The organism is Dongia sp. agr-C8 (assembly GCF_054658695.1).
The window spans coordinates 1,217,429-1,241,850 of record NZ_BAAGHZ010000003.1; the positions used below are offsets into that span (position 1 = coordinate 1,217,429).

24 protein-coding genes are annotated in these 24,422 nt (G+C 66.7%); 10 read left to right on the top strand and 14 right to left on the bottom strand.

Annotated elements, in window-relative coordinates:
* Positions 1 to 7 precede the first annotated feature (7 nt).
* Entirely contained in the window at positions 8 to 859 is an 852-nt protein-coding gene (locus ACYQ4T_RS20080; RefSeq protein WP_459857942.1) for a PfkB family carbohydrate kinase, read from the top strand.
* A 6-nt stretch (positions 860 to 865) separates the two neighbouring features.
* Here the strand turns inward: ACYQ4T_RS20080 and ACYQ4T_RS20085 are convergent, their stop codons facing one another.
* Positions 866 to 1,525, bottom strand: coding sequence for a response regulator (locus ACYQ4T_RS20085; RefSeq protein WP_459857945.1), 660 nt, complete (start codon positions 1,523 to 1,525; stop codon positions 866 to 868).
* Positions 1,522 to 2,877 carry a sensor histidine kinase gene (locus tag ACYQ4T_RS20090; RefSeq protein WP_459857948.1) on the bottom strand — a complete coding sequence of 452 codons (1,356 nt, stop codon included), beginning with the start codon at positions 2,875 to 2,877 and terminating at the stop codon, positions 1,522 to 1,524. Before ACYQ4T_RS20090 ends, ACYQ4T_RS20085 begins: the two co-directional genes overlap by 4 nt.
* Positions 2,878 to 3,060: 183 nt before the next feature.
* On the opposite strand from ACYQ4T_RS20090, the gene ACYQ4T_RS20095 reads away from it, so the two are divergent.
* From ACYQ4T_RS20095 to ACYQ4T_RS20120, 6 genes are all read left to right on the top strand, one after another.
* Positions 3,061 to 3,774 carry a MotA/TolQ/ExbB proton channel family protein gene (locus ACYQ4T_RS20095; RefSeq protein WP_459857951.1) on the top strand — a complete coding sequence of 238 codons (714 nt, stop codon included), beginning with the start codon at positions 3,061 to 3,063 and terminating at the stop codon, positions 3,772 to 3,774.
* Positions 3,771 to 4,430: a hypothetical protein gene (locus ACYQ4T_RS20100; RefSeq protein WP_459857954.1), complete on the top strand. Its 660-nt coding sequence runs from the start codon at positions 3,771 to 3,773 to the stop codon at positions 4,428 to 4,430. The genes ACYQ4T_RS20095 and ACYQ4T_RS20100 overlap by 4 nt, the downstream gene beginning before the upstream one ends.
* The gene (locus tag ACYQ4T_RS20105) at positions 4,427 to 5,026 is read left to right on the top strand and encodes a hypothetical protein (RefSeq protein WP_459857956.1); all 600 of its coding nucleotides are present in this window, start codon (positions 4,427 to 4,429) and stop codon (positions 5,024 to 5,026) included. The genes ACYQ4T_RS20100 and ACYQ4T_RS20105 overlap by 4 nt, the downstream gene beginning before the upstream one ends.
* Positions 5,027 to 5,074: 48 nt before the next feature.
* Positions 5,075 to 5,833 carry an ion channel gene (locus tag ACYQ4T_RS20110; RefSeq protein ID WP_459857959.1) on the top strand — a complete coding sequence of 253 codons (759 nt, stop codon included), beginning with the start codon at positions 5,075 to 5,077 and terminating at the stop codon, positions 5,831 to 5,833.
* Positions 5,834 to 5,918: 85 nt separating this feature from the next.
* Complete coding sequence (locus ACYQ4T_RS20115) at positions 5,919 to 6,752, top strand: MerR family transcriptional regulator (protein WP_459857962.1); 834 nt, start codon at positions 5,919 to 5,921, stop codon at positions 6,750 to 6,752.
* A gap of 112 nt (positions 6,753 to 6,864) precedes the next feature.
* Positions 6,865 to 7,557 (top strand): glutathione S-transferase family protein, encoded by a 693-nt coding sequence (locus ACYQ4T_RS20120; protein ID WP_459857965.1) that lies wholly within the window; start codon positions 6,865 to 6,867, stop codon positions 7,555 to 7,557.
* A gap of 41 nt (positions 7,558 to 7,598) precedes the next feature.
* On the opposite strand, the gene ACYQ4T_RS20125 is transcribed toward ACYQ4T_RS20120, so the two are convergent.
* The 4 genes from ACYQ4T_RS20125 to ACYQ4T_RS20140 all read right to left on the bottom strand — a co-directional run bounded on the left by ACYQ4T_RS20125 (position 7,599) and on the right by ACYQ4T_RS20140 (position 12,031).
* The gene (locus ACYQ4T_RS20125) at positions 7,599 to 8,375 is read right to left on the bottom strand and encodes a PIG-L deacetylase family protein (protein WP_459857968.1); all 777 of its coding nucleotides are present in this window, start codon (positions 8,373 to 8,375) and stop codon (positions 7,599 to 7,601) included.
* Positions 8,376 to 8,385: 10 nt separating this feature from the next.
* A complete protein-coding gene (locus ACYQ4T_RS20130) occupies positions 8,386 to 9,417 on the bottom strand; it encodes an ABC transporter permease (protein WP_459857970.1) in 1,032 nt (343 codons plus the stop codon).
* Positions 9,414 to 10,967 carry a sugar ABC transporter ATP-binding protein gene (locus ACYQ4T_RS20135; protein WP_459857972.1) on the bottom strand — a complete coding sequence of 518 codons (1,554 nt, stop codon included), beginning with the start codon at positions 10,965 to 10,967 and terminating at the stop codon, positions 9,414 to 9,416. The genes ACYQ4T_RS20130 and ACYQ4T_RS20135 overlap by 4 nt, the downstream gene beginning before the upstream one ends.
* Positions 10,968 to 11,047: 80 nt before the next feature.
* The gene (locus ACYQ4T_RS20140; protein WP_459857974.1) at positions 11,048 to 12,031 is read right to left on the bottom strand and encodes a substrate-binding domain-containing protein; all 984 of its coding nucleotides are present in this window, start codon (positions 12,029 to 12,031) and stop codon (positions 11,048 to 11,050) included.
* 214 nt (positions 12,032 to 12,245) lie between these two features.
* Here ACYQ4T_RS20140 and ACYQ4T_RS20145 point away from each other — a divergent pair, with 214 nt between their 5' ends.
* Complete coding sequence (locus ACYQ4T_RS20145) at positions 12,246 to 12,701, top strand: hypothetical protein (RefSeq protein WP_459857976.1); 456 nt, start codon at positions 12,246 to 12,248, stop codon at positions 12,699 to 12,701.
* Here the strand turns inward: ACYQ4T_RS20145 and ACYQ4T_RS20150 are convergent.
* From ACYQ4T_RS20150 to ACYQ4T_RS20185, 8 genes are all read right to left on the bottom strand, one after another.
* The gene (locus tag ACYQ4T_RS20150; RefSeq protein WP_459857978.1) at positions 12,625 to 13,767 is read right to left on the bottom strand and encodes an AI-2E family transporter; all 1,143 of its coding nucleotides are present in this window, start codon (positions 13,765 to 13,767) and stop codon (positions 12,625 to 12,627) included. The two genes, ACYQ4T_RS20145 and ACYQ4T_RS20150, sit on opposite strands and share 77 nt — an antisense overlap.
* Entirely contained in the window at positions 13,764 to 14,333 is a 570-nt protein-coding gene (locus ACYQ4T_RS20155) for a hypothetical protein (protein ID WP_459857980.1), read from the bottom strand. Before ACYQ4T_RS20155 ends, ACYQ4T_RS20150 begins: the two co-directional genes overlap by 4 nt.
* Positions 14,334 to 14,336: 3 nt before the next feature.
* Positions 14,337 to 15,023, bottom strand: coding sequence for an RraA family protein (locus tag ACYQ4T_RS20160; protein ID WP_459857982.1), 687 nt, complete (start codon positions 15,021 to 15,023; stop codon positions 14,337 to 14,339).
* Positions 15,020 to 16,195: an alpha-hydroxy acid oxidase gene (locus ACYQ4T_RS20165; protein WP_459857984.1), complete on the bottom strand. Its 1,176-nt coding sequence runs from the start codon at positions 16,193 to 16,195 to the stop codon at positions 15,020 to 15,022. Before ACYQ4T_RS20165 ends, ACYQ4T_RS20160 begins: the two co-directional genes overlap by 4 nt.
* The gene (locus ACYQ4T_RS20170; RefSeq protein ID WP_459857987.1) at positions 16,192 to 17,043 is read right to left on the bottom strand and encodes an amidohydrolase family protein; all 852 of its coding nucleotides are present in this window, start codon (positions 17,041 to 17,043) and stop codon (positions 16,192 to 16,194) included. The genes ACYQ4T_RS20165 and ACYQ4T_RS20170 overlap by 4 nt, the downstream gene beginning before the upstream one ends.
* A 37-nt stretch (positions 17,044 to 17,080) precedes the next feature.
* Positions 17,081 to 18,649: an HWE histidine kinase domain-containing protein gene (locus ACYQ4T_RS20175; RefSeq protein WP_459857989.1), complete on the bottom strand. Its 1,569-nt coding sequence runs from the start codon at positions 18,647 to 18,649 to the stop codon at positions 17,081 to 17,083.
* A 118-nt stretch (positions 18,650 to 18,767) separates the two neighbouring features.
* Entirely contained in the window at positions 18,768 to 19,100 is a 333-nt protein-coding gene (locus ACYQ4T_RS20180; protein ID WP_459857991.1) for a hypothetical protein, read from the bottom strand.
* A gap of 112 nt (positions 19,101 to 19,212) precedes the next feature.
* Positions 19,213 to 20,316 (bottom strand): mandelate racemase/muconate lactonizing enzyme family protein, encoded by a 1,104-nt coding sequence (locus tag ACYQ4T_RS20185; RefSeq protein WP_459857994.1) that lies wholly within the window; start codon positions 20,314 to 20,316, stop codon positions 19,213 to 19,215.
* Positions 20,317 to 20,420: 104 nt separating this feature from the next.
* Between ACYQ4T_RS20185 and ACYQ4T_RS20190 the strand changes: the two genes are divergently transcribed.
* Entirely contained in the window at positions 20,421 to 22,049 is a 1,629-nt protein-coding gene (locus ACYQ4T_RS20190; RefSeq protein ID WP_459857997.1) for a GMC family oxidoreductase, read from the top strand.
* Positions 22,050 to 22,245: 196 nt separating this feature from the next.
* Positions 22,246 to 24,422, top strand: a 2,177-nt coding sequence (locus tag ACYQ4T_RS20195; protein ID WP_459857999.1) for an Ig-like domain-containing protein, incomplete at its 3' end; no start/stop codon positions are given.

The window sequence follows — 24,422 nt, forward strand, 5'->3', positions numbered from 1 at the left end:
GCCGGATATGGCTGCGGTCCAGCCCCTTCTTGTCGCCATCGGCGACAATTGCCTCGACGTCTATCTGACCAAGGCGGCAATGACGGTCGGCGGCAACGCGCTCAACGTCGCCGCGCATTGGCGGCGGGCCGGCGGCGCCGCCCGCTATCTGGGCGCGGTCGGCACGGACGCAGAGGCCGCGGTCATCCTCGAGGAAATCGAAAAAGCCGGCCTCGATTCCGGCGATGTCGAGCGGCGTCCCGGCCGGACCGCCGTGACCCTGCTCAGCGAGGAGGCCGGCGACCGCCGCTTCCTGCTGGAAGACCTCGGCGTCGGCCGGGACTACCTGCCTCCGGAAGAAAGCCAGGGCGTCATCGCCGCCGCCGACTGGGTGCATCTCGGCACCAATGCCAATCCGGATCTGGTGCGCCGCCTCGTCGCCGGACGGGTCAGGTTCAGCATCGACGTCTCGACTGCCCATGACGCAATGCCGCTCGCCGGCGTGCCGATGGTCTTTGCCTCCGGTCCCGACGATCCGGACGCGGCCGTCGCACCGATTGCCGATCGCCTGCATCGGGCCGGCGCCCGGGACGTCGTCGTCACCTGCGGCAGCCGCGGCGCGTACTTCCGCGCGGACGAGGGGACGCTGCTGCACGCCCCGGCGACGCCGGTCGCCGTGGTCGACACCTGCGGCGCCGGCGACAGTTTCATCGCCAGCTTCCTCGCCGGGTTCGCCGCGCAGCGCCCGGTCGCCGCCGCGTTGCACGAAGCCGCGGCCACGGCCTCGCAGGCCTGCCGCTATGTCGGCGGCTTTCCGCAGGCGCCGCGCACCATCCCGGACTGGCTGCTGGAGAAATACGCCGCGGTCATCGACGCCTGAACCTGCTCAGCCCGCGGCGCGCGGCGCGGCCTCGCCGACCAGCCCGGCGCCGATCGCCAGCCAGACCAGATGCGCGTCGGTGCGGGCGCCGACCTTGCCCTTGATCTGGTAGTGGTAGTTCCGGACCGTCTTCAAACTCAAATGCAGCGCAGCGGAAATCTCCTCCGCCGACCAGCCGGAGGCGATCAGGCGCAGGATCTCGGTCTCGCGCGGGCTCAGCTCATCGAGCTGCGACTGCGGCTGCGCCAGCCGCTCGGCGGCGATTTCGCGGGCGACGTCGTCGCTCATGGCGCGGCCACCCTTGGCAACGATCGCGACCGAGTTCACCAGCTCCGCCGCATCGCTGCCCTTGGTGACATAGCCGGCGGCACCCGCCTCGAAGGCCTTCAGCGCGAATTGCGCGCCGCTGTGCATGGTGAAGATCAACACCCGCGCGTCGCGGTCCCATTGCCTTATGTGGCGCAGCGCCTCGATCCCGCCGATCCCCGGCAAGGAGAGATCCATGACGACGACATCGGGCTTGGCTTTCTGGTAGGCCTGATAGGCCGAGGCGGCGTCGCTCGCCTCGGCGACCACGCGATAGCCGGGGGTGCGCTCCAGCAGCCGGCGGTAGCCTTCGCGCACCACCGGATGGTCGTCGACCAGCAGGATGCTGAGCGCGCTCATGCCGCCAGCGGAATGACCGCAGCGACGCGCACGCCGCGCGGCGCGGCATCGATCGAGAGACTGCCGCCCAAGGCCGTGACGCGCTCGCGGATGCCGAGCAGGCCGAAGCCGGTCGCCTGGCTCAACTTGGCGGGACTGCCGCCGCCGTCATCTTCGACGCTGAGCGCTACCACATTGGCACCGCGCTCGACCTGCAACCGCACGTCCTGCGGGCTGCCATGCCGCGCCGCGTTGGTGAGGCATTCCTGGGCGATGCGATAGATATTCTGCGCCGTCGCCCGCGGCACCTCGGCGAGGTCGCCTCTGACGTCGAGATGGAAAGTCGCCTGCGGCGCCGACTGCACGTTCCAGCCGGCCACGAGCTGCGCCAGGCTGGCTTCCAGCCCCAGTTCCTCGACCTCTTGCGAGCGCAGGCGGGCGAGGGCGCCGCGCAGAGTCCCGGTCATCCGCTTGCTGGTCTCGATGATCGAGCGCGCATCCTGAGCGAGATCCGGCCGGTCAGCCCGAGATTCCATCTCGATCACGGTCGCCAGCGCGCCGACCGCGGCGAGGCATTGGCCGAACTCATCATGGAGATCGCGCGCCAAGGCGCGGCGCTCTTCCTCCTGCACCTGGAACAACCGGTTGGTGAGCGCGACGCGCTGCGCCGTGGTGTCCGCCAGGCGCGCCGAAAGATCGTTGACCGCGCGGGAGATCTGGTTGAACTCCGCCGTGCGATAGGTGGGCAGGCGATGGCTGAAGTCGCCGTTCTCCAGCCGCTTCAACCCGGCGACGATGCCGCGCGCCGGCATCAGCGAATGGCCGATCAGCAGCGCCGAGAGCACACCAATTCCGCCGGCGATCAGGCCGGCGATGGAGAGCCCGATCTCGATCTGGTGCCAGGCCTGGCGCACCGCGGCCTCCGCATCCGGCTGCGCGGTGACCATGCCGGCCAGCGGCTGGCGCGCGGTCAGCGGCTGCTCGATCCGCACGAAGTCGCCGAACATCCAGCCGTAGAAGCCCTTGAACCAGGCCGGCGCCGGATCGCTGATCGCTTCCAGCTGGCTGCAGAGCCGCTTCGGCGTCTCGTTGGCCGGCGCGAAAGTGATGCAGACGCCGGGTGAAATCACCTTCATCGTCGCCATGGTCTGCCAGTCCGGCAGTGGCACGATATGCTCCTTGTTCAACCCGCCGCGCCACAGCAGCTCCTTCCAATAGAGCGCTTCGAGGTTGCGTGCGACGCGATCCGCCGAAGCTGCGGTCTCCTTCTCGATGCTGCGGTGGGAGTCGATGAGCACCCAGCCGATGGCTGCGGCAAGGCAGAGCAGCACGACACCGGCCAGCCTCAAGGCAAGATGGGCGAACAGGTTCATGGCGTCTTCCCTATCGTCCGAAGGATGGAGAATTTTGGGCGCGGCTGCAGCGCTTGGCAAGCCGAGACGCCGCAGGCGGATGAGTTCAGGCAATATGCCCAAGGCGAATCAGGTAGGCTGCCCAGGCCTAGTGCCTTGCCGGTCGATAAGCTCCAGTCCTCGGTTGTGAAAGAGATTTTCCGCATGCGCGAACGCGATCCGCTGCTTCCTTGGCTGATCTTCACCGGCCTTAGCCTCTTCGCTGTCATCCTGCTCTGGTACTTCGGATTGATCCAAAGGATGATAGACAGCGACCGCACCTATATCTCGCCGCTCATCTGTCTTCTTTATGTGCTGAGCAGCCTGCATTGTCTCTGGCGCATCCTGATCGTCTCACGCGAAGGCGTCGCCGCGCAGAAGGCCGGCGAGGCGGTGGCGCGTGACGGCGTCGGCGCGCCGGTCGGGACCGGGCTGGTCGCCCGCCATATCCGCGACCTTATCACCAAGGCGGCGTATCAGCGCGGCAGGCGCGTCGATCAGACGCTGCTGCTCCGTGTCCTCGCCGATCGCCTGAAGGGCTCGAATGCCTTCGGCACCTTCGCCAGCGACACGATGCTGAAGCTCGGCCTCCTCGGCACCATCATCGGCTTCATCATGATGCTGGCGCCGATCGGCGGGCTGGATCCCGAGAACCGGGAGGCCGTGCGCTCCTCGATGTCGCTGATGAGCGACGGCATGGCGGTCGCGATGTACACCACCCTGGTCGGCCTCGCGGCATCGATCCTGCTCAAGATCCAGTATTCGATGCTCGACGGCGCCACGGCGAGGATCTTCGCCTTCGCCGTGGATCTCACCGAGGTGCATGTGGTCTCCGCGCTGGAGGGCAGCGGGGTCCAAAGCGGATCGCCCGCCGAATGATCGATCAATTCGGGCTGATGCCGCAGGGCGAGAGTTTCGATCCGTTCAGCGTCGTCCTGTTCAAGGCGCTGCAGATCCTGGCCTTCCTGTTCTTCATCGCGCTGCTGATCATTGCGCCGCAGGAGGACAAGGGGAAGGTCGACAGCAAGGCCGAGTTTATCATCACCGTGGACTGGCCGGACAACCATCCCGACGACATCGACACCTTCGTGCAGGATCCGCAGGGCCAGATCGTCTGGTTCCGGCGGCGCGAGGCCGATTTCATGCTGCTCGACCGCGACGATCGCGGCGGGGTCAACGACTTCGTGGTGGTGAACGGCCAGAAGGTGCCGACCTCTTCGCGCCAGGAGCTGATCACCATCCGCGGCATCATCGCCGGCGAGTACACCGTCAACATCTATCATTTCGCGGCGGTGACCGGTCAGCCGGTGCCGGTGACCGTGATGGTGCAGAAGATCAACCCGAAGGTCACCATCGTGGCCAAGGAGACCATCAATCTCCTGCAGGGCGGAGACGAGAAGACCGCGGTGCGCTTCACCCTGGACGCGAAGGGCGAAGTGACCGAGACCAACCGCATCCCGCGGTCGATCCTGCAGACCTTCCAGAACTCCTCGAAGGACGGCAAGGCCTGGACCAATGGCGCGGTGCCGCAATGATGGGCCTGGAAACCGGCGTCATCGGCCTGGTGCTCGCCTATGTGCTGCTCAGCACCCTGCTGCTCGTGGTCATGATCTGGCTGCCGATCCCGCGCCTGGCGAAGATCGCGGCGATCGCGGCGGCGAGCATCTTCTATGTCGGCGTCTTCTTCGCGACCCAGCGCCTGCTCGGCTGGTCGGCGCCGGTCGCCGTGCCGGACCGCTTCCAGGTGCTCTGGACCCGGGTGATCGAGCCCAACCCGTCGCGCAACAATCCCGGCGCCATCCATCTCTGGGTCGAGGAGCTGGACGACTCCAACCTGCCGAGCGGCGAGCCGCGCGCTTTTCGCCTGCCCTATTCGGTCGAGCTCGCGCGCCGGGTCTCCGCCGCGCAAGCGGAGATCGACGAAGGCCGGCCCCAGGGCGGGCGGGCGCAGTTCTGGGGCGAGTCCTCGGGTCAGAAGATGGGTGCCGCGCCGGTCAATGCCGCGGCCCCGCCCGGCGGCGATCCTTCGGGCGGCGGGCTGTTCGACCCGTCCCTGCTCGGCGCCCAGTCGAAGTCGGTGACCTTGGAGCCTTTGCCGAAGCCGAAACTCCCGGCAAAAGACCTGCCCTGACCGCGGTCCCTCCGCTAGACTTCCGCCGGGAAGCGGGGATCGGCGGCGATGCGGGACTGGGTGCAGCGACTCTATGCGGGCGAAGGCCCGACGGCGCGGGCCTACGGCTATTTCCTGCTCGTCTTTGACCTGCTGATGATCGGCTATGTGGTGGCTTCGTCCTTCTTCTACGGCCAGCGGACGATCGAGATCATCGATGCAATTCTCGGCGCTTTCATTCTGTTCGACTTCACGGCCCGCCTGACCGTCAGCCAGCGGCGCTGGGCGCTGCTGATGAGTCCATCCGGCCTGGCCGACCTCGTGGTGATCTTGTCGCTGCTGGTGCCGATCGCCGGCGAGGGGTTCGCCTTCCTGCGCGTGATCCGGACCCTGCGGCTGCTGCGCTCCTATCATCTCCTGAAGCAGCTGCGCGACGATTTTCCGTTCTTCCACCGCACCCAGGCGGTGCTGTTCGCTTCGATCAACCTCGGCGTCTTCCTCTTCGTCACGACGGCGGTGGTGTTCGAAACCCAGCACGTCATCAACCCGGAGATCCAAAACTACGTGGACGCGCTCTACTTCACAGTGACCACGCTGACGACGACCGGATTCGGCGACATCACCCTGGCCGGGACCACCGGGCGGCTGGTCTCGGTGGCGATCATGATCATCGGCGTCTCGCTGTTCCTGCGGCTGATCCAGGTCGTGTTCCGTCCCCAGCGGGTCGAATACGAATGCCCGGGCTGCGGGCTCGCCCGGCACGAGTCCGACGCGATCCACTGCAAGCATTGCGGACAGCTGCTCCACATCCGCAACGAGGGGAATTAGGCGCCGACCTGAAAAATCCGCTTGACCTTGACGCTGCGTAAAGCCGGAAAGTGTGCCCGTTCGATTGGAGTGAGGGTGTCACATCATGTTCCGGATCGGCGAATTCTCGCGGATTGCCCGGGTTTCGGGCCGGTTGCTGCGCTATTACGACAGCATCGGCCTGCTCAGTCCCGGCCGGGTCGATCCCGCAACCGGCTATCGCTACTACACGGCCGACCAGCTCGGCGCACTGAATCGGATCCTGGCCCTGAAGGACCTCGGCCTCTCGCTCGATGAGGTGGCGCGGCTGGTCAAGGGGGAAATCTCCCCGGAGGAGATTCGCGGCATGCTGACCCTGAAGAAGCTCGAGCTGGAGCGGTCGCTGAGCGAGGATGCCAACCGGCTGCGCAACATCGAGTCCCGCCTGCTGCAGATCGAGGAGCAGGGCGGGATGCAGGATTACGAGGTGATTGTGAAGTCGGCCGAGGCGCAGCCCTATCTCGCCTTGCGCCGGACCTTCTTGAGCTTTCCGGAGGTCGTGGCGACGGTCGGCGCGCTGGCGCAGCAGGTCGGCCCGCGACTGCCGGAAAGCGGCAAGGACAATATCGTCGTCGTCGCCCATTCGGATTTCGACGAGGAAGCGCTCGATCTCGAGATCGGCTATGCGTTGAAGCATGACGGCGTAACACTGCCGCGTGTCCCCGGGTTCGATCTCACGCTGCGCACGCTGCCGGCCGCACCGAGCCTTGCCACGCTGGTGCGGCGCGGCCCGGGTCATCAGAGCCATATTGCCTACGGCGCGCTCGGTGTCTGGATGTCCGCCAACCAATACCAGATCGACGGGCCAAGCCGCGAAGTCCTGCTCGAACTGCCGTTCCGGCGGCCGGGGCAGGATGAGATGGTGATGGAAGTCCAGTTTCCGGTGACCCGCGCCGCCTGACCTGACGCCCAGGGAGAAGCCAACCGACCGGCGGACAGTCTCGTCCGCCGCAGGATCCCGCTCGTCCCGAGCAAACCCCGCGGCGACGCGCCGCTGAACCAAGGAGACTGCGATGCTGACCATTCATGGCGTGCCGATTTCGGTGCACACACGGAAAGTGATCCTGGCGGCGATCGAGAAGGGCATTCCCTATCGCAACGAGCCGGTCATTCCATTCAACCCGCCCGAGGGCTGGGACCGGCTCAGCCCGACCGGCAAGATTCCCGTGGTGACCCTCACCGACGACGCCACGCTCTGCGATTCCTCAGTGATCTGCGCCTATCTTGAGAAGACCGAGCCCAATCCGCCGCTCTATCCCACGGAAGCCAAGGCCTTTGCGGACGCGCTCTGGCTCGAGGAATATGCCGACGGCACCCTGTTCCGCGAGGTCGTGCACGGCCTCTTCTTCCAGCAGGTGATCCGGCCGAAGCTCCTGAACCAGGCGACGGATGAGGCAGCAGTTGCGGCCATCCTGGAGACGGCACTGCCGAAGCGCATCGCCTATCTCGAAAGCAGGGTCGGCGGCGACTTCTTGGTGGATGGCGGCTTCGGCGTCGCCGATATTGCGGTGATGTCGAATCTCATCAACCTCCACTATCTCGGCCATGCGATCGACGGCAAGCGTTGGCCGCGGCTGCACCGCTACTTTGACGTCCTGCTGCAACGGCCGTCGATCCGCGCCGCGCTCGCCGCCGAGCTGAACGTGGCCTCGGGCATGGGGCTCGATCTCGCCTTCGCCAGGAAAACCGATCTCGCCGTTGCTTGAGCGAAGGGGCTCCCGTCGCATTCCCTGCGCCGGGAGCCCCGCTACATCTGCTTCAGGATCGCGGCGGCCTGCGCCCGCCAGTCCGCCGAGCGGGGCATGGCGTCGAGCTGCTCGTAGAGCGCCGGCCCCGGCGCCTTGCGGAAGTCGTAGTCCGGCGCCGGTCGCAGCCGCTCCGAGGCCAGCGGAAACAGCCGCAGCAAGGCGGCCTGGGTCTTGAAGCAGTCGACGGCCCGCTGCTTGCGCTCGAGTTCCGTGGGCGTCAGCACGATCTCGGTCTCCGCCGGCCCTGATCCGTCGCGAAAGCGCAGGAAGACGCGTTCATCGCCGCGCAGGTGATAGCTTGCGAATTCCAGCCGCTGCGGCGGCGTTTCCAGCCGGCGGCAGGCGAGCGATACGGCCAGGGCGGTGGTGTCGTGGTCCGGGTGGCCGTGCTCGAAGGGGTGGGTGATGACCGCCGCCATGCCGGTGAGATCCGCGACCAGCCGATCCACGATCTCGGGCAGGCCGTCCAGCGCCTGCTTGTCCGGCAGGCCGTAGCGCCGCCGATCGGCACCCGCAGCGCCGAGCGTTTCCAGGGCGCATTGAAGCTCGGCCTCGCGCGCGGCGGCATAGCCTTGCCAGTCGGCGAAGCCATGTTTCTTGGCATCGATCAGGTCGCGCGGCGCGCCGTCGGTGAGCTGGATCAGCCGCAGCTGGCGGATGGCGGCGAACCGGCTGCCGAGGCCGAGCGTCTCGTCGTCCGGATGCGCGCCGACCACGGCGATCGGCAGGTCGATCGCCGCGCCGCTCTTGAGAAGCGCGAGAAGTGCTTCGGTCACGCCGCCAAGTTTACTTCAGCCGGCGCGACTTGGCGAACTGGTCGAAAGCGACGACGGAGACCAGGATCAGGCCGATGGTGATCTGCTGGACATAGGGGTTCACGTTCATCAGCACCAGCCCGTTGTTCAGCACGCCGATCAGCATCGCGCCGATTACGGTGCCGAGGATGGTGCCGACGCCGCCGAACAGCGACGTGCCGCCGATCACCACCGCGGCGATCACGTTCAGCTCATAGCCGATGCCGGCCACCGCCTCGGAGGAGTTCAATCGCGCCGAGAGCACGAAGCCGGCGAGGCCCGCGAGAAATCCGATGATCACATAGACCGAGAGCAGCACCCTTTCCACATTGACGCCGGCGAGCCTTGCCGCTTCGCGGTTGCCGCCGACCGCGTAGACTTGGCGGCCGTAGCGGGTGTAGCGCAGCACCACGAAGGCGATCGCCGCGATGGAGAGGAAGATGATCACCGGCACCGGCACCGGACCGATTCGCCCCTGGCCCCACCAGCGATAGGTGTCGCTGAAGCCGCTGATCGGGCCCGAGCCGGAGATCATCAGCGCCATGCCGCGGAACACCGAGAGCCCGCCCAAGGTCACCACGAAGGGCGGCACCTTCAGCTTGGTGATCGCCGTGCCTTGTATCGCCCCGCCCAGCAGCCCGACCGCGATCGCGCCCATCATGGCGGCGAACCAGCCGTAGCCGGTCGCTTCCGCCGCGTCGAGCGAGAAGGAGGTGGCGGCGCTGCCCTTGGCGATCAGCGCCGCGGTCAGCCCGGCGACGGCCACCAGCGAGCCGACGGAAAGGTCGATGCCGGCGGTCAGGATCACGAAGGTCATGCCGACCGCGATCAGTCCCTCGATCGAGATCTGCCGCATCACGTTGAAGAGGTTGAGGGGTTTGAGGAACCGCCCGTCGGTCAGCAGGGTGAAGACGATGATCAGCAGCACCAGGCAGACCAGCGGCGCATAGCGGCTGAGCACCGGGATGATCCGGCTGGCGCGCGATCTCGGCAATTCCTGGGTCTTGGTCGCGGCGTCGGTCATCTTGGTCCTTCGCTGGGAATGGCGGTTGCGGCCTGCTCGATGGCCATCAGGTGCATGAGCGATTCTTCGGTGGCGCGCTCGCCCGGCATCCCGCCGGTGACCCGGCCTTCGCGCATGGTGACGATGCGGTCGCTGATCGCCATGACTTCGGGAAGCTCCGATGAGATGGCGACGATGGCGATCCCGGCGCGGGCCATCAGGTCGAGCTGCTGGTGCACCTCGGCCTTGGCCGCGATGTCGATGCCGCGCGTCGGCTCGTCGACGATCAGCACCTTCGGGTTCAAGGCGAGCCAGCGCGCCAGCACCACCTTCTGCTGGTTGCCGCCGGAGAGGCCGCCGATCGGCTGGTCGGGCGAAGCCATGCGGATGTCGAGCGCCTTGCGGTAGCGCTCCATCAAGGCGGCTTCCTTCTTCTCGCTGACGAACCAGCGTCCCCAGGAGAGATCCTTTAAGCTGGAGATCGCGAGATTGTGGCTGATCGCGAGGTCGAGGAACAAGGCCTGCTGCTTGCGGTCCTCCGGCACCAGGCCGATGCCGTTCCGGATCGCATCCACCGGCGAGCGGATCTGGAGCGGCTTGCCGTCGATCTCGACCGTGCCGCGTTCGAACAGGTCGGCGCCGAAGATCGCCCGGGCGAGCTCGGTGCGTCCCGCACCCATCAATCCGGCCAGGCCGAGGATCTCCCCCGCGCGCACCTCGATGCTGACGTCCTTCAGCAGCGTGGCATGCGGGTTGGTCGGGTCGCGGTCCTTGGAGATGTTCCGGACGGTCATCACCACCGGTCCGGTCGAGCGCTGCCCGCCCAGCCGGGTGAAGAGCTGGCTGCTTGAGCGGCCGACCATCATCTTCACGAAGTCATCGACCTTGAGCGCTCCGACATTGCCGCTGCCGACCCGCTTGCCGTCCCGCAAGACCGTCACCCGATCGCAGATCTGCTCCACCTCATGCAGGCGGTGAGTCACGTAGATGATCGAGAGGCCGCGCGATTTCAGGTCGGCGATGATGCGGAACAGGTGCTCGACCTCGCGCTCGGTCAAGGCGGCGGTCGGCTCGTCCATGACGATGATGCGGGAGTCGCGCGAGAGCGCGCGGGCGATTTCCACCATCTGCTGCTCGCCGACCGAGAGATCGCTGACCAGCGCCATCGGGTCGAGATCGATGCCGAGATGCTGCAGGACCTTCTCGGTTTCCTCGCGCATCCGCGGCCAGGAGACGAACACGCCGGCGCCGGGCTCGCGGCCGAGGAACATGTTCTCCGCGACCGTCATGGTCGGGATCAGGTTGAATTCCTGGTAGATGGTGATGATGCCCTGCTTCTGCGCGTCGAGCGGCGTCTTCGCCTCGAGCGGCTTGCCGCCGAGCGTGATCGTGCCGGAATCCGGCTGGTAGGCCCCGGAGAGGATCTTCAGCAGGGTGGACTTGCCGGCGCCGTTCTCGCCCAGCAGGCCATGGGTCTCGCCGGGGAGGATTTCCAGCGACACGTCGTCCAGCGCCAGAACGCCGGGAAAACGCTTGGTGATATGCTCCATGCGGAGCAGAGGTTCTGTCACCGTTGGACCTCTGGGTCGGTGCTCTTTGAGCGAACACGCGGCGGATGGCTGCCCATCCGCCGCGCACTTCGCATCAGGACTTACTGGACTTCGCTGAGGCGCTCGGCCTTGTCGAGATTGTCCTTGGTGATGGTGATCGGGGTCAGCAGCTCGACCTTCGGATCCGGCGCCTTGCCGCTCTTCAGGAACTCGACCAGCTTGTCCACCGCCTTGGAGCTCTGCAGGCCGGGGAACTGCTCTACCGTCGCGGTCAGGCTGCCGTCCTTCACCCGGGCCAGCGCTTCCGGCAGGGCGTCGAAGCCGATCAGCGCGACCTTACCGCCGAGGTTGTGCGCCTTCACCGCTTCCATGGCGCCGAGGATCATGTCGTCGTTGGCGGCGACGATGACGTCCGGCGGGGTCTGCATGCTGGCCAAGGCCGATTCGGTGACGTTGAGGCCCTTCACCCGGTCGAATTCCGCGGTCTGCTCGAACACGATCGGATACTTGTCCTTGTGCTGGTCGAGAATGTTGTGCAGGCCCTTGTTGCGGTCGATGGCGGGACCCGCGCCCGGCTGGCCCTGCAGGTTCATGACCTTGGCGCCGTTCGGAAACAGCTTCATGATCAGCTCGGCCTGCGCCTCGCCGCCCTTGGAGTTGTCCGCGCCGACATGGCCGAGCAGATCCGGCACCTTGGTGACGTAGCGGTCGATGGTGACGACCGGGATCTTGGCATCGACGGCCTCTTGCAGCGCCGGCGCCATGGCGTCGACTTCATTCGGGCTGATGACGATGCCGTTGACGCCGCGGGAGATCGCCGCTTCGACGTCGGCGGTCTGCTTGGTCGAGCTGACCTGGCCGTCGCCGACGATCACCTCGACGCCGAGCTTCTCGCCCTCGGCCTTGATCTGATTCATCATGTGGACGAAGAACGGAAACTTCAGGCCCGGCACCGAGCCGAGGATCACCAGCTTGTCTTCGGCCTTGGCGGTGCCGGCCATGATGCCGCCGAGCGTGAGCGCGGAAACGGCGACCGCAGCGACCCGCAGGGCGCTGCCGAACTTGCGACGCGACATTCTCAACATCAGACACTCCTCCCAGTTTTGGTTCTGTTGATTGAATCGATTTAATCGGCGCGGAACGGCGTTTGCCAGGCCCCTGATTCTCCCCTTCGCAAACGCATAGTGCATGCAGTGAACGGACGAGGCATCTTTGATGGACTTGCCTTGCGCGTCAAGCGGAAGGCTGTGCCGCACTGCGGCAATTGCGTCGAAATCCATGCTCAATTAAGAGGCAAGGATGGAAGAGGGACGAGACCTGCTGGCGATTCCGATCAGCGACGCCGCCGCCGTGCGCCGGCTGCTGGTCGAAGCGGCGAAGGCGCGCCGCGACGTCAGCTATTCCGATCTCCTGGACCAGATGGGCCATGCCTTCAGCCGGCCGAAGATGCGGCAGGTCTGCAAGACCTTGGGCGCGGTCGATGACACAGCGGTTGCCAAGGGCGAACCGGAGCTTGCCGTGCTGGTGGTGCGCCAATCCGACCGCTTGCCCGGCGACGGCTGGTGGGTGAGCTGCGCCGCGCGTCTCGGCTATGAAGGACTCTGGACCGGCCCCGAGGCGGTGAAGTTCATCCGCCGGCAGCAGAAGAAGGCCTTCGACTACTGGAGCGCAAAGCGAATCAAGCGCCCGGCGGCCGATAGCGCTCGCGGTAGATCCGCGCAAAAGCGATCACGCAGGCGATCAGCAGCGGGCTGATCAAGCCGCCGACCGGCCCGTAGACCTGGAAGCCGCCGAGCACGCCGAGGAACAGCAAGGTCGCCGGCAGCCGGGCATGGCTGCCGACCACGATCGGCCGCAGCAGGTTGTCGATCAGCCCGACCACGAGCAGGCCCCAGACGCTGAGCCCGATCGCGGCGCCGATCTGGTCGCTCAAGGCGAGATAGATCGCCGCCGGCACCCAGACGATCGCGGTGCCGATGAACGGCACGACGGCGAGGAAGGTCGCGACGAAGCCCAGCAGCACCGGGAAGGGAATGCCGGCGAAGGCCAACCCGATCCCAACCAGCAGCCCCTGTGCCGAGGCGGTGATCAGCGTGCCGCGCACCATGGCGACCACGGTGCGGTCGAGGCCGCGCAGCACCATCGCCTTGCTCTCCGCCTCCATCGGCACGAGGTCCATCAGCCGGGCGATCATGGACGGTCCATCGCGCAGGAAGAAGAACAGCGCCAGCAGCAGGATGACCAGCTGGAACAGCACGGCGATGAACTTGCGCACGATGCCGGCGCCCGCCGAGGTGACCTGGTTGCCGAGATCGCGCACGGTCTCGGTCGCGACGCTGCGGACGTCGAGCTCGATGCTGGCGAAAAAGCGCATCGCTGCGCCCAACATCCGCTCCAGCGCCGGCAACTCGCCGTTCTGCGCCATCGGCCAGCCTTGGCTGCGCTGTGCCGCCAGCCAGGCGTTCAGCTCCGGAACCGCCTGGGCCGCCTCGCGCACCAGGATCCAGGCGAACAGGCTGGCCGGAACGATCACCGTCACCATGACCAGCAGCGTCACCAGCAGCGAGACCAGGCTCGGCGAGGGAATGCGCTGCAGCAGCAGCTGGCGCAACGGGAACACGACCAGCGCCAGCATGGCCGCGGCAAGCAGCGGCGCCAGGAACGGCGCCAGCACCAGGAACAGCTGATAGATCAGGAAGAAATAGGCCGCGAAGAAGAAGATCACCAGCAGCCGCTCGCGGTTGAACAGGCCGTCGGGCGGCGGGGCGGGGTGTCGCCCCGCGGGGGGCGGGTTGCTTGGATCCGTTCCGGGCTCGGTCATGGCGCTGTCTTGGCCGTCGGCTTCAGCACGACGGCCGCCGCCGCCAACCGGAGATAGAGGTGGCGCCGGCGCGAAACCGGCCACCAATCATACAGGAAGATCTCGATCGGCCGCCAGTTCGCGACCCAGCCGAGGATGATCAGGCCCTCGCCGAGGAAACGCGCGACGTATCCGGTGCCGAGCGCGCCGACGATGTTGCCGGCGGCAAGACAAAGGCCGAGCACGGCGAGCCCGACGATCAGCGCGCGCCGGCCGATGCGGAACAGCTCCTTGAGGTCGCGCCGGATCACCTCGGCGCGATAGGCGAAGTAGTGCTGGAGCGCGCCTTCCAGCTCGCGGGCGGCCGGCGTCTCGGCTTCCGCCGGCGGCAGGTGCACCAGGATCTTCAGGGGCTGGTTGCGCGGCAGCTCGCGCGCCCAATCGACGATGTATTCCTCGACGTCGCGGTCGAGGTCGCGCTCCTTGAAGGGATAGGGATCGAGGGTGTGGAACAGCTGCGGCAGCCGGTCGACGCCGATTTCGATGACCGGCAGATCCTCCTTCAACGGCTTGGTCTGCCGGGTCATGCGTCAGTTCTCGACCACGCGGTCGGAATCCAGAATCGCCTGCACGAAATCCGGCACCTGGAGCCCGGCCTTGACCTTGGCTTCCAGCGCCGCCTCGGCGGCCTTCACGTCCTTCAGCTTGCCGAGCACGCTCTCCGCCAGAGCCAAGGGGATGATGACGACGCCGTCATTGTCGCCGATCACGATATCGCCCGGCGCGATGGTCAAGCCGCCCATGGTCACGACATGCCCCACCGTCCCCGGCCCGTTGCGCGCCGGCGAGTTCGGGGTGACGCCGGCACAATAGACCGGCAAGCCGACACCCAGGACCCCGGCGAGATCGCGCACCAGGCCGTCGGTCACCAGGCCGAGCAGGCCGCGGTTCTTCGCCATCCCGAGCAGCAGGTCGCCGGTCACCGAGGTTGCGGTGAAGGCATCGGTGGCGGCGACCAGGATGTCGCCGGCCTGCGCGGTCGCCAGGGCGCCGAACAAAGCGAGGTTGTCGGCCGGTCCGCAATGGCAGGTCATCGCGACGCCGACCAAGGGCGTGTTCTGCGGCGCCAAGGGCTTGATCCGGTAATCGAGCCCGCCGCGCCCGCCCATCGCATCGACCACATAGCCGGTGGGCACGCCGGCGAAGGCCTTGATCACCGCCGGGCTCGGCCGCGGGAAGTCGCGGCGGATGGTGAGGAGCGGGGGATCCTTGATCATGTGCCGACCCTCTTCCTGAGCAGCAGACCTCGGTCGATCTGGCCGATGCCAGTGACGCCGCAGAGTCCCATCGCGCGATCGATCTCCTGTTTGAAGATCTCCAGCACCCGCGCCACGCCCGCCTCGCCGGCAACCGAGACGCCCCATAATTGCGGCCGGCCGATCAGGCAGGCCTTGGCCCCCAAGGCGAGGGCCTTCACCACATCGGCGCCGCGGCGGATGCCGCCATCGACCAGGACCGGGATCCGCCCGCCGACCGCATCGAGAACCGCCGGCAGGGCGTCGAGGCCGGAGGCGGCGCCGTCGAGCTGCCTGCCGCCGTGGTTGGAGACGATCAGCGCATCGACACCATGTTCGATCGCCAGCCTCGCCTCGTCGGGATGCAGGATGCCTTTGAGGATCAGCGGCTTGGTCCAGACCTTGCGCAGCTCCGCCACATCCGTCCAGTTCATCGACGGGTCGAGCAGATGGGCCATGCGCCCGGCGAGGCTCTTGATGTCGGCGCTCTCGCCAGGCCGCACGTAATTGCCGAAGGTGATGCGCTTCAAGTCGTTGCGCATGCGCCAGAGCCATTCCGCCTTCAGCGCCATGCCGGCCAGGCTATTCAGCCCGAGGCGCGGCGGGATGGTGAAGCCGTTGCGCAGATCGCGCTCGCGGTTGCCGAGCATCTGGTTGTCGGTGGTCAGCACCAGCGCGTCGTAATTCGCCTTGGCCGCGCGTTCGGTCAGTTCCCAGGTGAAGTCGCGTTCGCGGTAGATGAAGACCTGCATCCAGCGCGGCGATACGCCGGTCTCCGCCAATTGCTCGAGCGTGCAGACCGAGCCATGGCTCAGGCAATAGGCGGTGCCGGCCGCGGCGGCGGCCCGCGCCGCAGCGCGTTCGCCATCCGGCCAGAACAGCCCGCCCAGGCCGGTCGGCCCGACGATCACCGGCAGGCTCAGTTTCTTGCCGAAGAGCTCGATCGAAAGGTCGCGCGTAGCAGATCCGCTCAACGGCCGCGGCAGCAGGTCGATGTCGTCGAAAGCGGATTCATTGCGCCGCAGCGTGAGCTCATCCTCCGCGCCGCCATCGGCGAAGTCGAAGATCGGCCGCGGCAACTGCTCGCGCGCGAGTTCGCGCATCGCCGCGACGCTGATGGCGCGCCGCCGCCATTGCGGCACGGTTTCCGTCATAGTCGGTAAACGCGGGTCGCGGTGTCGCGATAGAGCTTGCGCTTCTCGTCGGCGCTGGCGCCCTCGATCACCCAGTCCACCACCTCGACCCATTGCGGATAGGTGCCGGCCAGCTCCAGCACATGCCAGTCGCCGCCATACATGCAGCGCTCGAAGCCGAAGCTGTCGATCGCATGGGCGATGTAGGGTTTCAGCTGCTCCCGGGTCCAGTTCTGGTGATCGGCCTCGGTCGAGACCCCGGAGATCTTGCAGGTGACGTTGGGCAGTGCCGCCAGCTCCTTCATATGCTGGCGCCAGGGATCCGAGATCCCGGCCTTGATCGCCGGCTTGGCGATATGGTCCAGCACGAAGCGGACCTCCGGGCATTGCCGCACCATCTTGATCGCGTTCGGCAGATGGTGGTGGAAGATGCAGATGTCGAACACCAGGTCGTATTTCGGCAGCAGCTTCAGCCCCTCGATGAACTTCGGCTGGATGCAGAAATCGGGATCGGCCTGGTTCTGGATTAGCCGACGGATGCCGCGCGCGACCTTCAGCCCGGCGATCTTCTCGAGGTCGCCCGCGACCGCCTTGCCTTGCTCCAGCGGCAGGGCGGCGACCATGCCGGCGAGTTTCGGCTCGGCCTTGGCGAGCCCGTCGATCCATTCGGCCTCCGCGACATGCTGCGGCATGTCGACATCGACCTCGACGAAGACGAATTTCTCGATCCGCACAGGTGCCGCCGCCTGGAAGAGATCGGCGGGCAGCACGCTGCGGTTCAGCACCGGCGCGCTTTTGGTCCAGCCATAGCCGAGGTTCTTCACATCGGTCAGATGGACATGGGCGTCGATGATCGGAAAATCAGGCATTGGCTCTCCCCCAAAAGCGGTCTTTTGGGGACAGAGCCTATTGGCGCGGCGCCCCTTCAACAAGAGGGCTGGCAGCCAGGGGGCTGGGACTGAGCCGCTCGAGCGGCAGCCAGAGCCGGATGGCGAGGCCGGCGGCACTCCATTCCCGGGTCATGCGGCCGCCGAACTGGCCGTTGACCACGCGCTCGGCCAGGTAGGCGCCGAAGCCGCGCGTCGCCGGCGGCCCCACGACCGACGGGCCGCCGGTCTCCCGCCAGGTCAAGGCGAGCTCGGCGCCGTCGATGATGAAGCTGTCGATCACGACATGGCCGCCGGCCTGCGACAAGGCGCCGTGCTTGGCGGCATTGGTCGCGAACTCATGCAGCAGCAGCGCCAAGGCCGAGAGCGCATCCGATCCCAGCACCAGGTCGCTTCCGGTCCAGGTGAACGGCGCGCGGGCCTCCGCCGCATAGGGCTCGAAGATGGCTTCCAGCAGGGCGCGGAGGGTCGTCTCCCGCCCATCCGGAAGGCTTTGCATGCCGGGATGGCTGAGCGCATGGGCGCGGGTCAGCGCGCTCAGCCGGTCATGCACAGCTTCGGCGAGCTCGCTCGGCGATTGCGCATTGCGGGCGCTCATGTCGATGACGCTGCTCGCGACCGCGAACAGGTTCCGGAGGCGATGGCTGGTCTCGCCGAGCAGCAGGGCCTGCTGGGCCTCCAGCCGCTTGCGGTCGGTGATCTCGATCCCGATCCCGACCCGCGTCCCATCGGAAAGGCGATAGTTGGCCCAGCTGGTCTCGATCTTGCGGCCGCTCAGGGTCTGCATGGTCATGTCCATCCAGTCCGGGCCGCAAGCCTCGATGAAGGTCGCGACCTGTGCCCGGTATTCCGGATCGGGAAAGGCCTGCTCCATCAGCCCCGCGGTCCCCGATTCAACGGTCCAGCCCGTCAGCTGCTCGTATTGGCGATTGAGCTGCAGCTTGCCGGTCTCGGGGTTGTAGAGCGTGATCATCACCGGCGCGCAGTCGATGATCGTGCGGAGCAACTCGCGCTCGGACTTGAGCGCGCGTTCGGCGGCGGCGCGCTTCTCTTCGGACTGCAGGCGCTCGATCCGGAATCCCAATTGGCGCGCGATCGTCACCGCCAGCTCGATCTCGGCGCCGTCGAAGCGATGCGGCGTCGCGTAATAGGTCATGAACTTGCCGATGACCGCACCGTCGAGCGTCAGGGGGATGAAGGCCAGCGCCTCGATGCGCTCACGGCTGAGCACGGTCTTCAACCCCGGCGGCAAATCGGCGGCCCCGGCCAGACCGATGCAGATCGGCTGCGCATTGCGGTCGCCCGGTCTCCAGGGGGAGTGTCCCGACACGGCATCGCGATAAGCCTGCGACAGGCCCCGCCAGGCGACGAAACTCATCTTGCCGCTGTCGTCGAACAGCAGGATCGAGGCGCGGCTGCAGCCCAGCGCCCGGATGATGGCATCCAGGGCGGCGTCATAGATCTCATGCCGCGTGGTTGCCCGGAACAGCCGGTCGGTGAACTCGTAGAGCGCCGCCTGCTCGGCCACGCGCCGGGCCAAGGCCTCCGCGGCAAAATTGTCGGCTCTGTCCTGGGCGAAATCGGCCATCACGCTTCGTCGCTGCCCGTGCCGGCTCGGCACAAGGGTTAGGACGATATAGCCAAATCGGCGCGCTGACCAGGAAGACGAGGGGGGATTCTAGGCCCGGCGGGACCAATTTGGATCGCTAATGGTGGCGCCAGTGATGGCCGCCACCCTTGCCGCCGCCGAAGTTGAAAGTGGCGCTGATCCCCGGTGCCCAAGTGCCGGGCTGCGGATAGTAGACCGGCGGTGGCGCATAATAATAGGTGGGGGCCGGCGGGTAATAGTAAGCCGGCGGCATGACATAGACCGGCTGCGGCTCCACATAGACCACCTGTGGCTGCACGTAGACGGGCGCGGGTGCCGGACCATAGTAAATGCTGCCCGACACGGACTGGGCCTCGGCGGCAGCCGACAGCAGGCCGAAGGCGCCGCCGACCAGCGCGACGGAGAGAAAGGCGAATCGAATCTTCATCATGCTCACCCCTAAAGTCTCAACTTGCCCTTAGGGTTCGCCCACTGCACCTCCGAAACGGTGTCTTCGCGAAAATGTGTTCGGCCGAGTCAGGTCGCTTCGGGGACAGGTTCCTTCAGGCGAGTTCGCTCTTTTGGTAGCTCGCCTTCGAGAGCCAATCCTTGCTGATCTCGACGCCCCAGCCCGGCGCATCCGGGATCTGCACCTTGCCGTCCTTGGCGACCAGTGCCGGCGTGAACAGCCCGTCCTGCCAGGGGTAGTAGTCGTCGCCCTCGATCGAGAATTCGACATAGGGCCCGGCATTCTCGATCGCACCCATCAGATGCAGCGTGAACACCGTGACCATCGAAAGATTGGCGGAATGCGGCGTGACGGGCAGGCCGGCCCGCTTCGCCATCTCCACCACCTTCAGTGTGCGGTTGATGCCGCCGATGTAGCAGACATCGGGCTGCACCACGTCGACCGCGCGCATGTCGATCGCGAAGCGCCAGAGCGCGAGATCGCAGTCCTGCTCGCCGCCGGTGACGTCGAGGTCGAGCGCTTCCTTCACTTCCTTGGTCCAATGATATTCCCAGTAAGGGCAGGGCTCCTCGAAATGCACCACCCCATGGTCCTGCAGCATATGGCCGACCTCGATCGCCTTCTTCGGGGTGTAGCCGCTGTTGCCGTCGACCAGCAGGATGGCCTTGTCGCCCAGCGCCTTCCTGACCTGGGGCACGATCGCGTCGGTGCGGCCCGGCCATTCATCCTGGTCGTGGCCGCATTCCTTGCCGACCCGGAACTTGAAGGCCTTGTAGCCGAACTCGCCCTGCAGCCGCTTCAGCCGCTCGGCCTCGGCCTCGGGCGTGATCTCGCCGCGCTTCATGCTGGAGGCATAGACAGGGAAGGGCCGCGGCTTGCCGCCGAGCAACTCGCACACACTCTTGCCTTCGATCTTGCCGCGCAAGTCCCAGAGCGCGGTGTCGAGCCCGGTCAGCGCGCGCATCAGGTAGGAGCCCGGGAATTTATGCTCGCGCTCGGGGATCAAGGTGACCAGCGCCTCGATGTCGAGGGCGTCCTGCCCCAGGGCATAGCGCGCGACCTGGCGGTGGAAGACCTGGCAGGTGATGTCGGCATTGTAGTTGGAGACCTGGCCCCAGCCTTCCTTGCCGTCATCGGTCGTCACTTTCACGAAGCCGACCGATTGGTTCGTGAAGGTTTCCAGCTTCTTGATCTTCATGATGTCCCCAAGGCCTCCTGACCGCGGCAATTCACTTGAATTTGCCGCCGGTCTAGCAGTTATTGACCCGCGGCTTCAATCGCGGCGGCTCTCCTGGGGCAATCTTGGACTTGTTCGATTACATCATCGTCGGCGCGGGCTCGGCCGGTTGCGTCCTGGCGAACCGCTTGAGTGCCGGTGGCAAGCATAAGGTCCTGCTGCTAGAAGCAGGACCCTGGGACCATCGCTTCTGGATCCAGGTGCCGATCGGCTACGGCAAGACCTTCTATGACGGCCGCTATAACTGGAAATACCAGACCGAGCCCGACCCGGGCCTCGGCGATCGAAACAGCTATTGGCCGCGCGGCAAGGTCATCGGCGGCTCAAGCTCGATCAACGCCATGGTCTATGTGCGCGGCCAGGCCGAGGATTTCGACGACTGGGAGAAGGCCGGCAATCCGGGCTGGGGCTGGCGCGACGTGCTGCCGCTCTACCGCCGCATGGAGGACCATGCGCTGGGCGACAGTCCCTATCACGGTGCCGGCGGACCCTTGCACGTCACCGAGATTTCAAAAACCGCGCATCCGCTGACCGCGGTCTTCATCAAGGCGGGGCAGGAGGCGGGGCTCGCCTACAACCCGGATCTCAACGGCGCGACCCAGGAAGGCGTCGGCTACTACCAGATCACCACGCGCAGTGGCTTCCGCCTGTCGTCGGCGCGCGCCTATCTCTGGCCGGCCCTCTGGCGGCGCAACCTGGTCGTCCGCACCAACGCGCTCGCCACCCAGATCAAGTTCGAGGGCAAGCGTGCGGTCGGCGTCGTCTATCGTTACGGCAACCGCGCGATCGAAGTCCGCGCGCGGCGCGAGGTGATCCTCTCCGGCGGCGCGATCAACTCGCCGCAACTGCTGCAGCTCTCCGGCGTCGGCCCGGCGGCCTTGTTGAGATCGCACGGCATCGACGTCGTGCAGGACAGCCCGATGGTCGGGCGCAATCTCCAGGATCATCTCTGCTACGACCATGTCTACCGGGCGAAGCGGCCGAGCCTGAACAACGATCTCTATCCTTTCTCCGGCAAGCTGCGCGCCGCGCTGCGCTATGTCTTGACCCGCGGCGGCCCGCTCTCCTTGAGCGTCAACCAGGGCGGCGGTTTCTTCCGCACCCGGCCGGATCTTAAGCGGCCGGACATGCAGCTCTACTTCTCGCCGCTGACCTATGAGCGCACGCCGCCCGGCATCCGGCCGCTGATGCATCCCGATCCCTTCCCGGGCTTCACCACCTCGGCCTCGCCCTGCCGGCCGACCAGCCGGGGCCTGCTCGAGATCCGCTCCGCCGACCCCCAGGAGCCGCCGCGGATCCAGCCCAACTACCTCACCACCGAGCAGGATGTCGCCGAGCTCCTGGCCGGTGCCAAGTTCCTGCGCTGTCTCGCCGCGACCCCGGCGCTGCGCGACCTGATCGAGGCCGAGCTGAAGCCCGGCCCCGGCGCGCAGTCGGATGCGGACCTTATCGCCGATATCCGCGCGCGCTCCTATTCCGTGTTCCATCCCTGTGGCAGCTGCGGCATGGGGCCGGACCCGGCCCGCTCGGTGGTCGATCCCCGGCTGAAGGTGCATGGCGTCCAAGGGCTGCGGGTGGTCGATGCCGCAATCTTCCCTTCGGTCACCTCCGGCAACATCAACGCACCTTCTATTATGGTCGGTGAAAAGGGTGCCGAGCTGATCCTGGAGGACGCACAACGCGCCGCTGGGTGAGACGCGGACCGAGTCTCCGAAAATACCCGAAAACTGCGGCAGATACTTACATATAGATGTGTGTTTTCGGCAATAAACCGACAATTTGAGGGAAATACCGGAGGCCTCGACCTCGTTTTCGGGTTGGACGGCAACGGGCCCGGGGGGGCATCCGGCCGTCACCCGGCGCCGCAGGGGGCGCCAGACGAGGCGGGTCATGGCCACCGATACCAGCACCCCGAGCGAAATGCTCGAGCGCGACTCCCATTCCGAGGATTTCTTCAGCGCCAATCAGCAGGACAGTGTCTTTGTCCAGGTGGCGCAGGCCGACGCTGCGGCGGAGCCGCCGGCAGCGGCCGGTGCGGCGGCCGGTGCGCCACAGCAGGTGGCGATCCCGGCGGGTGCGGATGTGGTGCGGGTGCCGGTGCAGCCGGGCGATGTGCTGGTCTTGAGCGCGCCCTTCACCGGCGAGGCCGAGATCATCGGCCGGATCGGGGACGGCAACCTGGCGATCCGGGTCGGCAACGTCACGGTCATCCTGCAAGGCTATGTGGACGCCAACCAGCAGGCGCCGATCACGGTCGAGACGGCAGACGGCCAGCCGATCGACGTCGCCACCATGCTGGCCTCGACCGATCCCACCATCGACATCCAGACCGCCGCCGGCCCGGGTGACGCCGCGGCCGGTCCCCAGGGCGCCGACAACAGCGGCGCCTTGTTCTCGCCATTCGGCCCGGGCGGCGGGCTCGGCGGCTTCTCCGGCGTCGGCGCGCAGGACGCGACCGAGCTCAGCTACGGCCTGATCGACAACAGCATCCGCAACGATTTCGCCGAGCCGCTGCTGGCCGGCACCGTCTTCGGCTTCGCGGTCGGCCCGCTTTCCGGCGGCCATTCGGAGCGCTTCTTCCGCGACCCGGCGCAGACCAGCTATCTCGGCAGCTTCGCCGACTTCATGACCGAGTATCAGGACGCGGTCGAGAACCCGGAGAACCCGATGTTCCCCGGCTGGTCCGACTTCCAGGGCACGGGTGCCACCAACGGCGACTTCCAGGAATATCTCGACCAGACCCTCCGCACCGTCGATGTCGATGCGACCTTCACCGGCGGCTCCGGCGACCTGTTGCTGGACGGCATCGCGCCGGGCCTCACGTCCAACGGCAGCACGCTCTACGTGCAGTATGCCGATGGCGGCCACACGATGTTCGTGCGCCGGGATTCCGACAACGCCCTGGTGGCGGTGGTCCATGTCGAGCCGACCGACACCGGCTTCACCATCGAGACCATCATGATCAACCGCCTGGATCATCCGGATGCCGGGACCGGCGATGCCGGCCGGGACGAGATGACCATCGGCGTCGAGTTCACGGTCTATGACGGCCTGCTGCAGGAAGGCGAGGGCAACGACGTCACGCCGCCGCCTTCCTTGAGCGGCAGCGCGGAGTTCACTTTCGCCGACGACGTGCCGCTGTTCGACAACGTGACCTACCACAACCTCGACGGCGCGATGGTCGGCGATTCGCTGCCGACCAAGGACAGCACCACGTCCGGCCTGATCGACGAGGACTGGCTGCAGGGCGGCGCCAATGACAAGGGCGCCGACGGCAAGGGCAATGCCGGCGACAACGGCGACACCGCGGGCGGCGCCTCCGTCACCGGCCAGGTCAACATCACCTTCGGCGCCGACGGCCCCGCGCTGCGCGACTACAAGCCGGAAGCCGACAAGCACGCCTTCGTGCTCGACACCAGCGCCTATACCGAAGGCGAAGTCTTCCCCTATGGCGACGGCGTGCTCAAGTCCGGCGGCCAGACCCTCTACGTGCTCTCGGTCGGTGCCGATCACCTGACCGTCGGCATCCCGGCGCCCGAGGAGGACAGCGCACTCGCACGGGTCATCGGCGACACGACCATCTTCACCCTGGTGCTCGACCAGGACACCGGCGCCTTCACCTTCACGCTCTACGGCCCGCTGGACCATGGCACCGACCTCATCTTCGGCGAAGCAGGGGTCCTGGTGGCCGGCAGCACCGAGGAAACGATCGCGCTCGCCTTCGGCGTGACCGCGCTGGACGACGACGGCGACTATGTCCCCGCAGCCATCAACATCGACGTCAACGACGACCTCCCGGTCGCCCGCGACGACAGCGACGACGTCGCCGCCGGAACCTATGGACCGGAGACCGGCAATGTCATGACCAATGACAGCCAGGGCGGCGACACCGCGGTCGTGACCGGCGTTGCCTTCGAGGGCAACGCGGGCGCGCTCGACAGTCCGCTCCAGGGCGCCTACGGCAAGCTCACGCTGCAGGCCGACGGCAGCTATTCCTACACCCGCGACCCCATGACCAAGGGCGGCGTGGACGACATCTTCACCTACACGATCACCGACAAGGACGG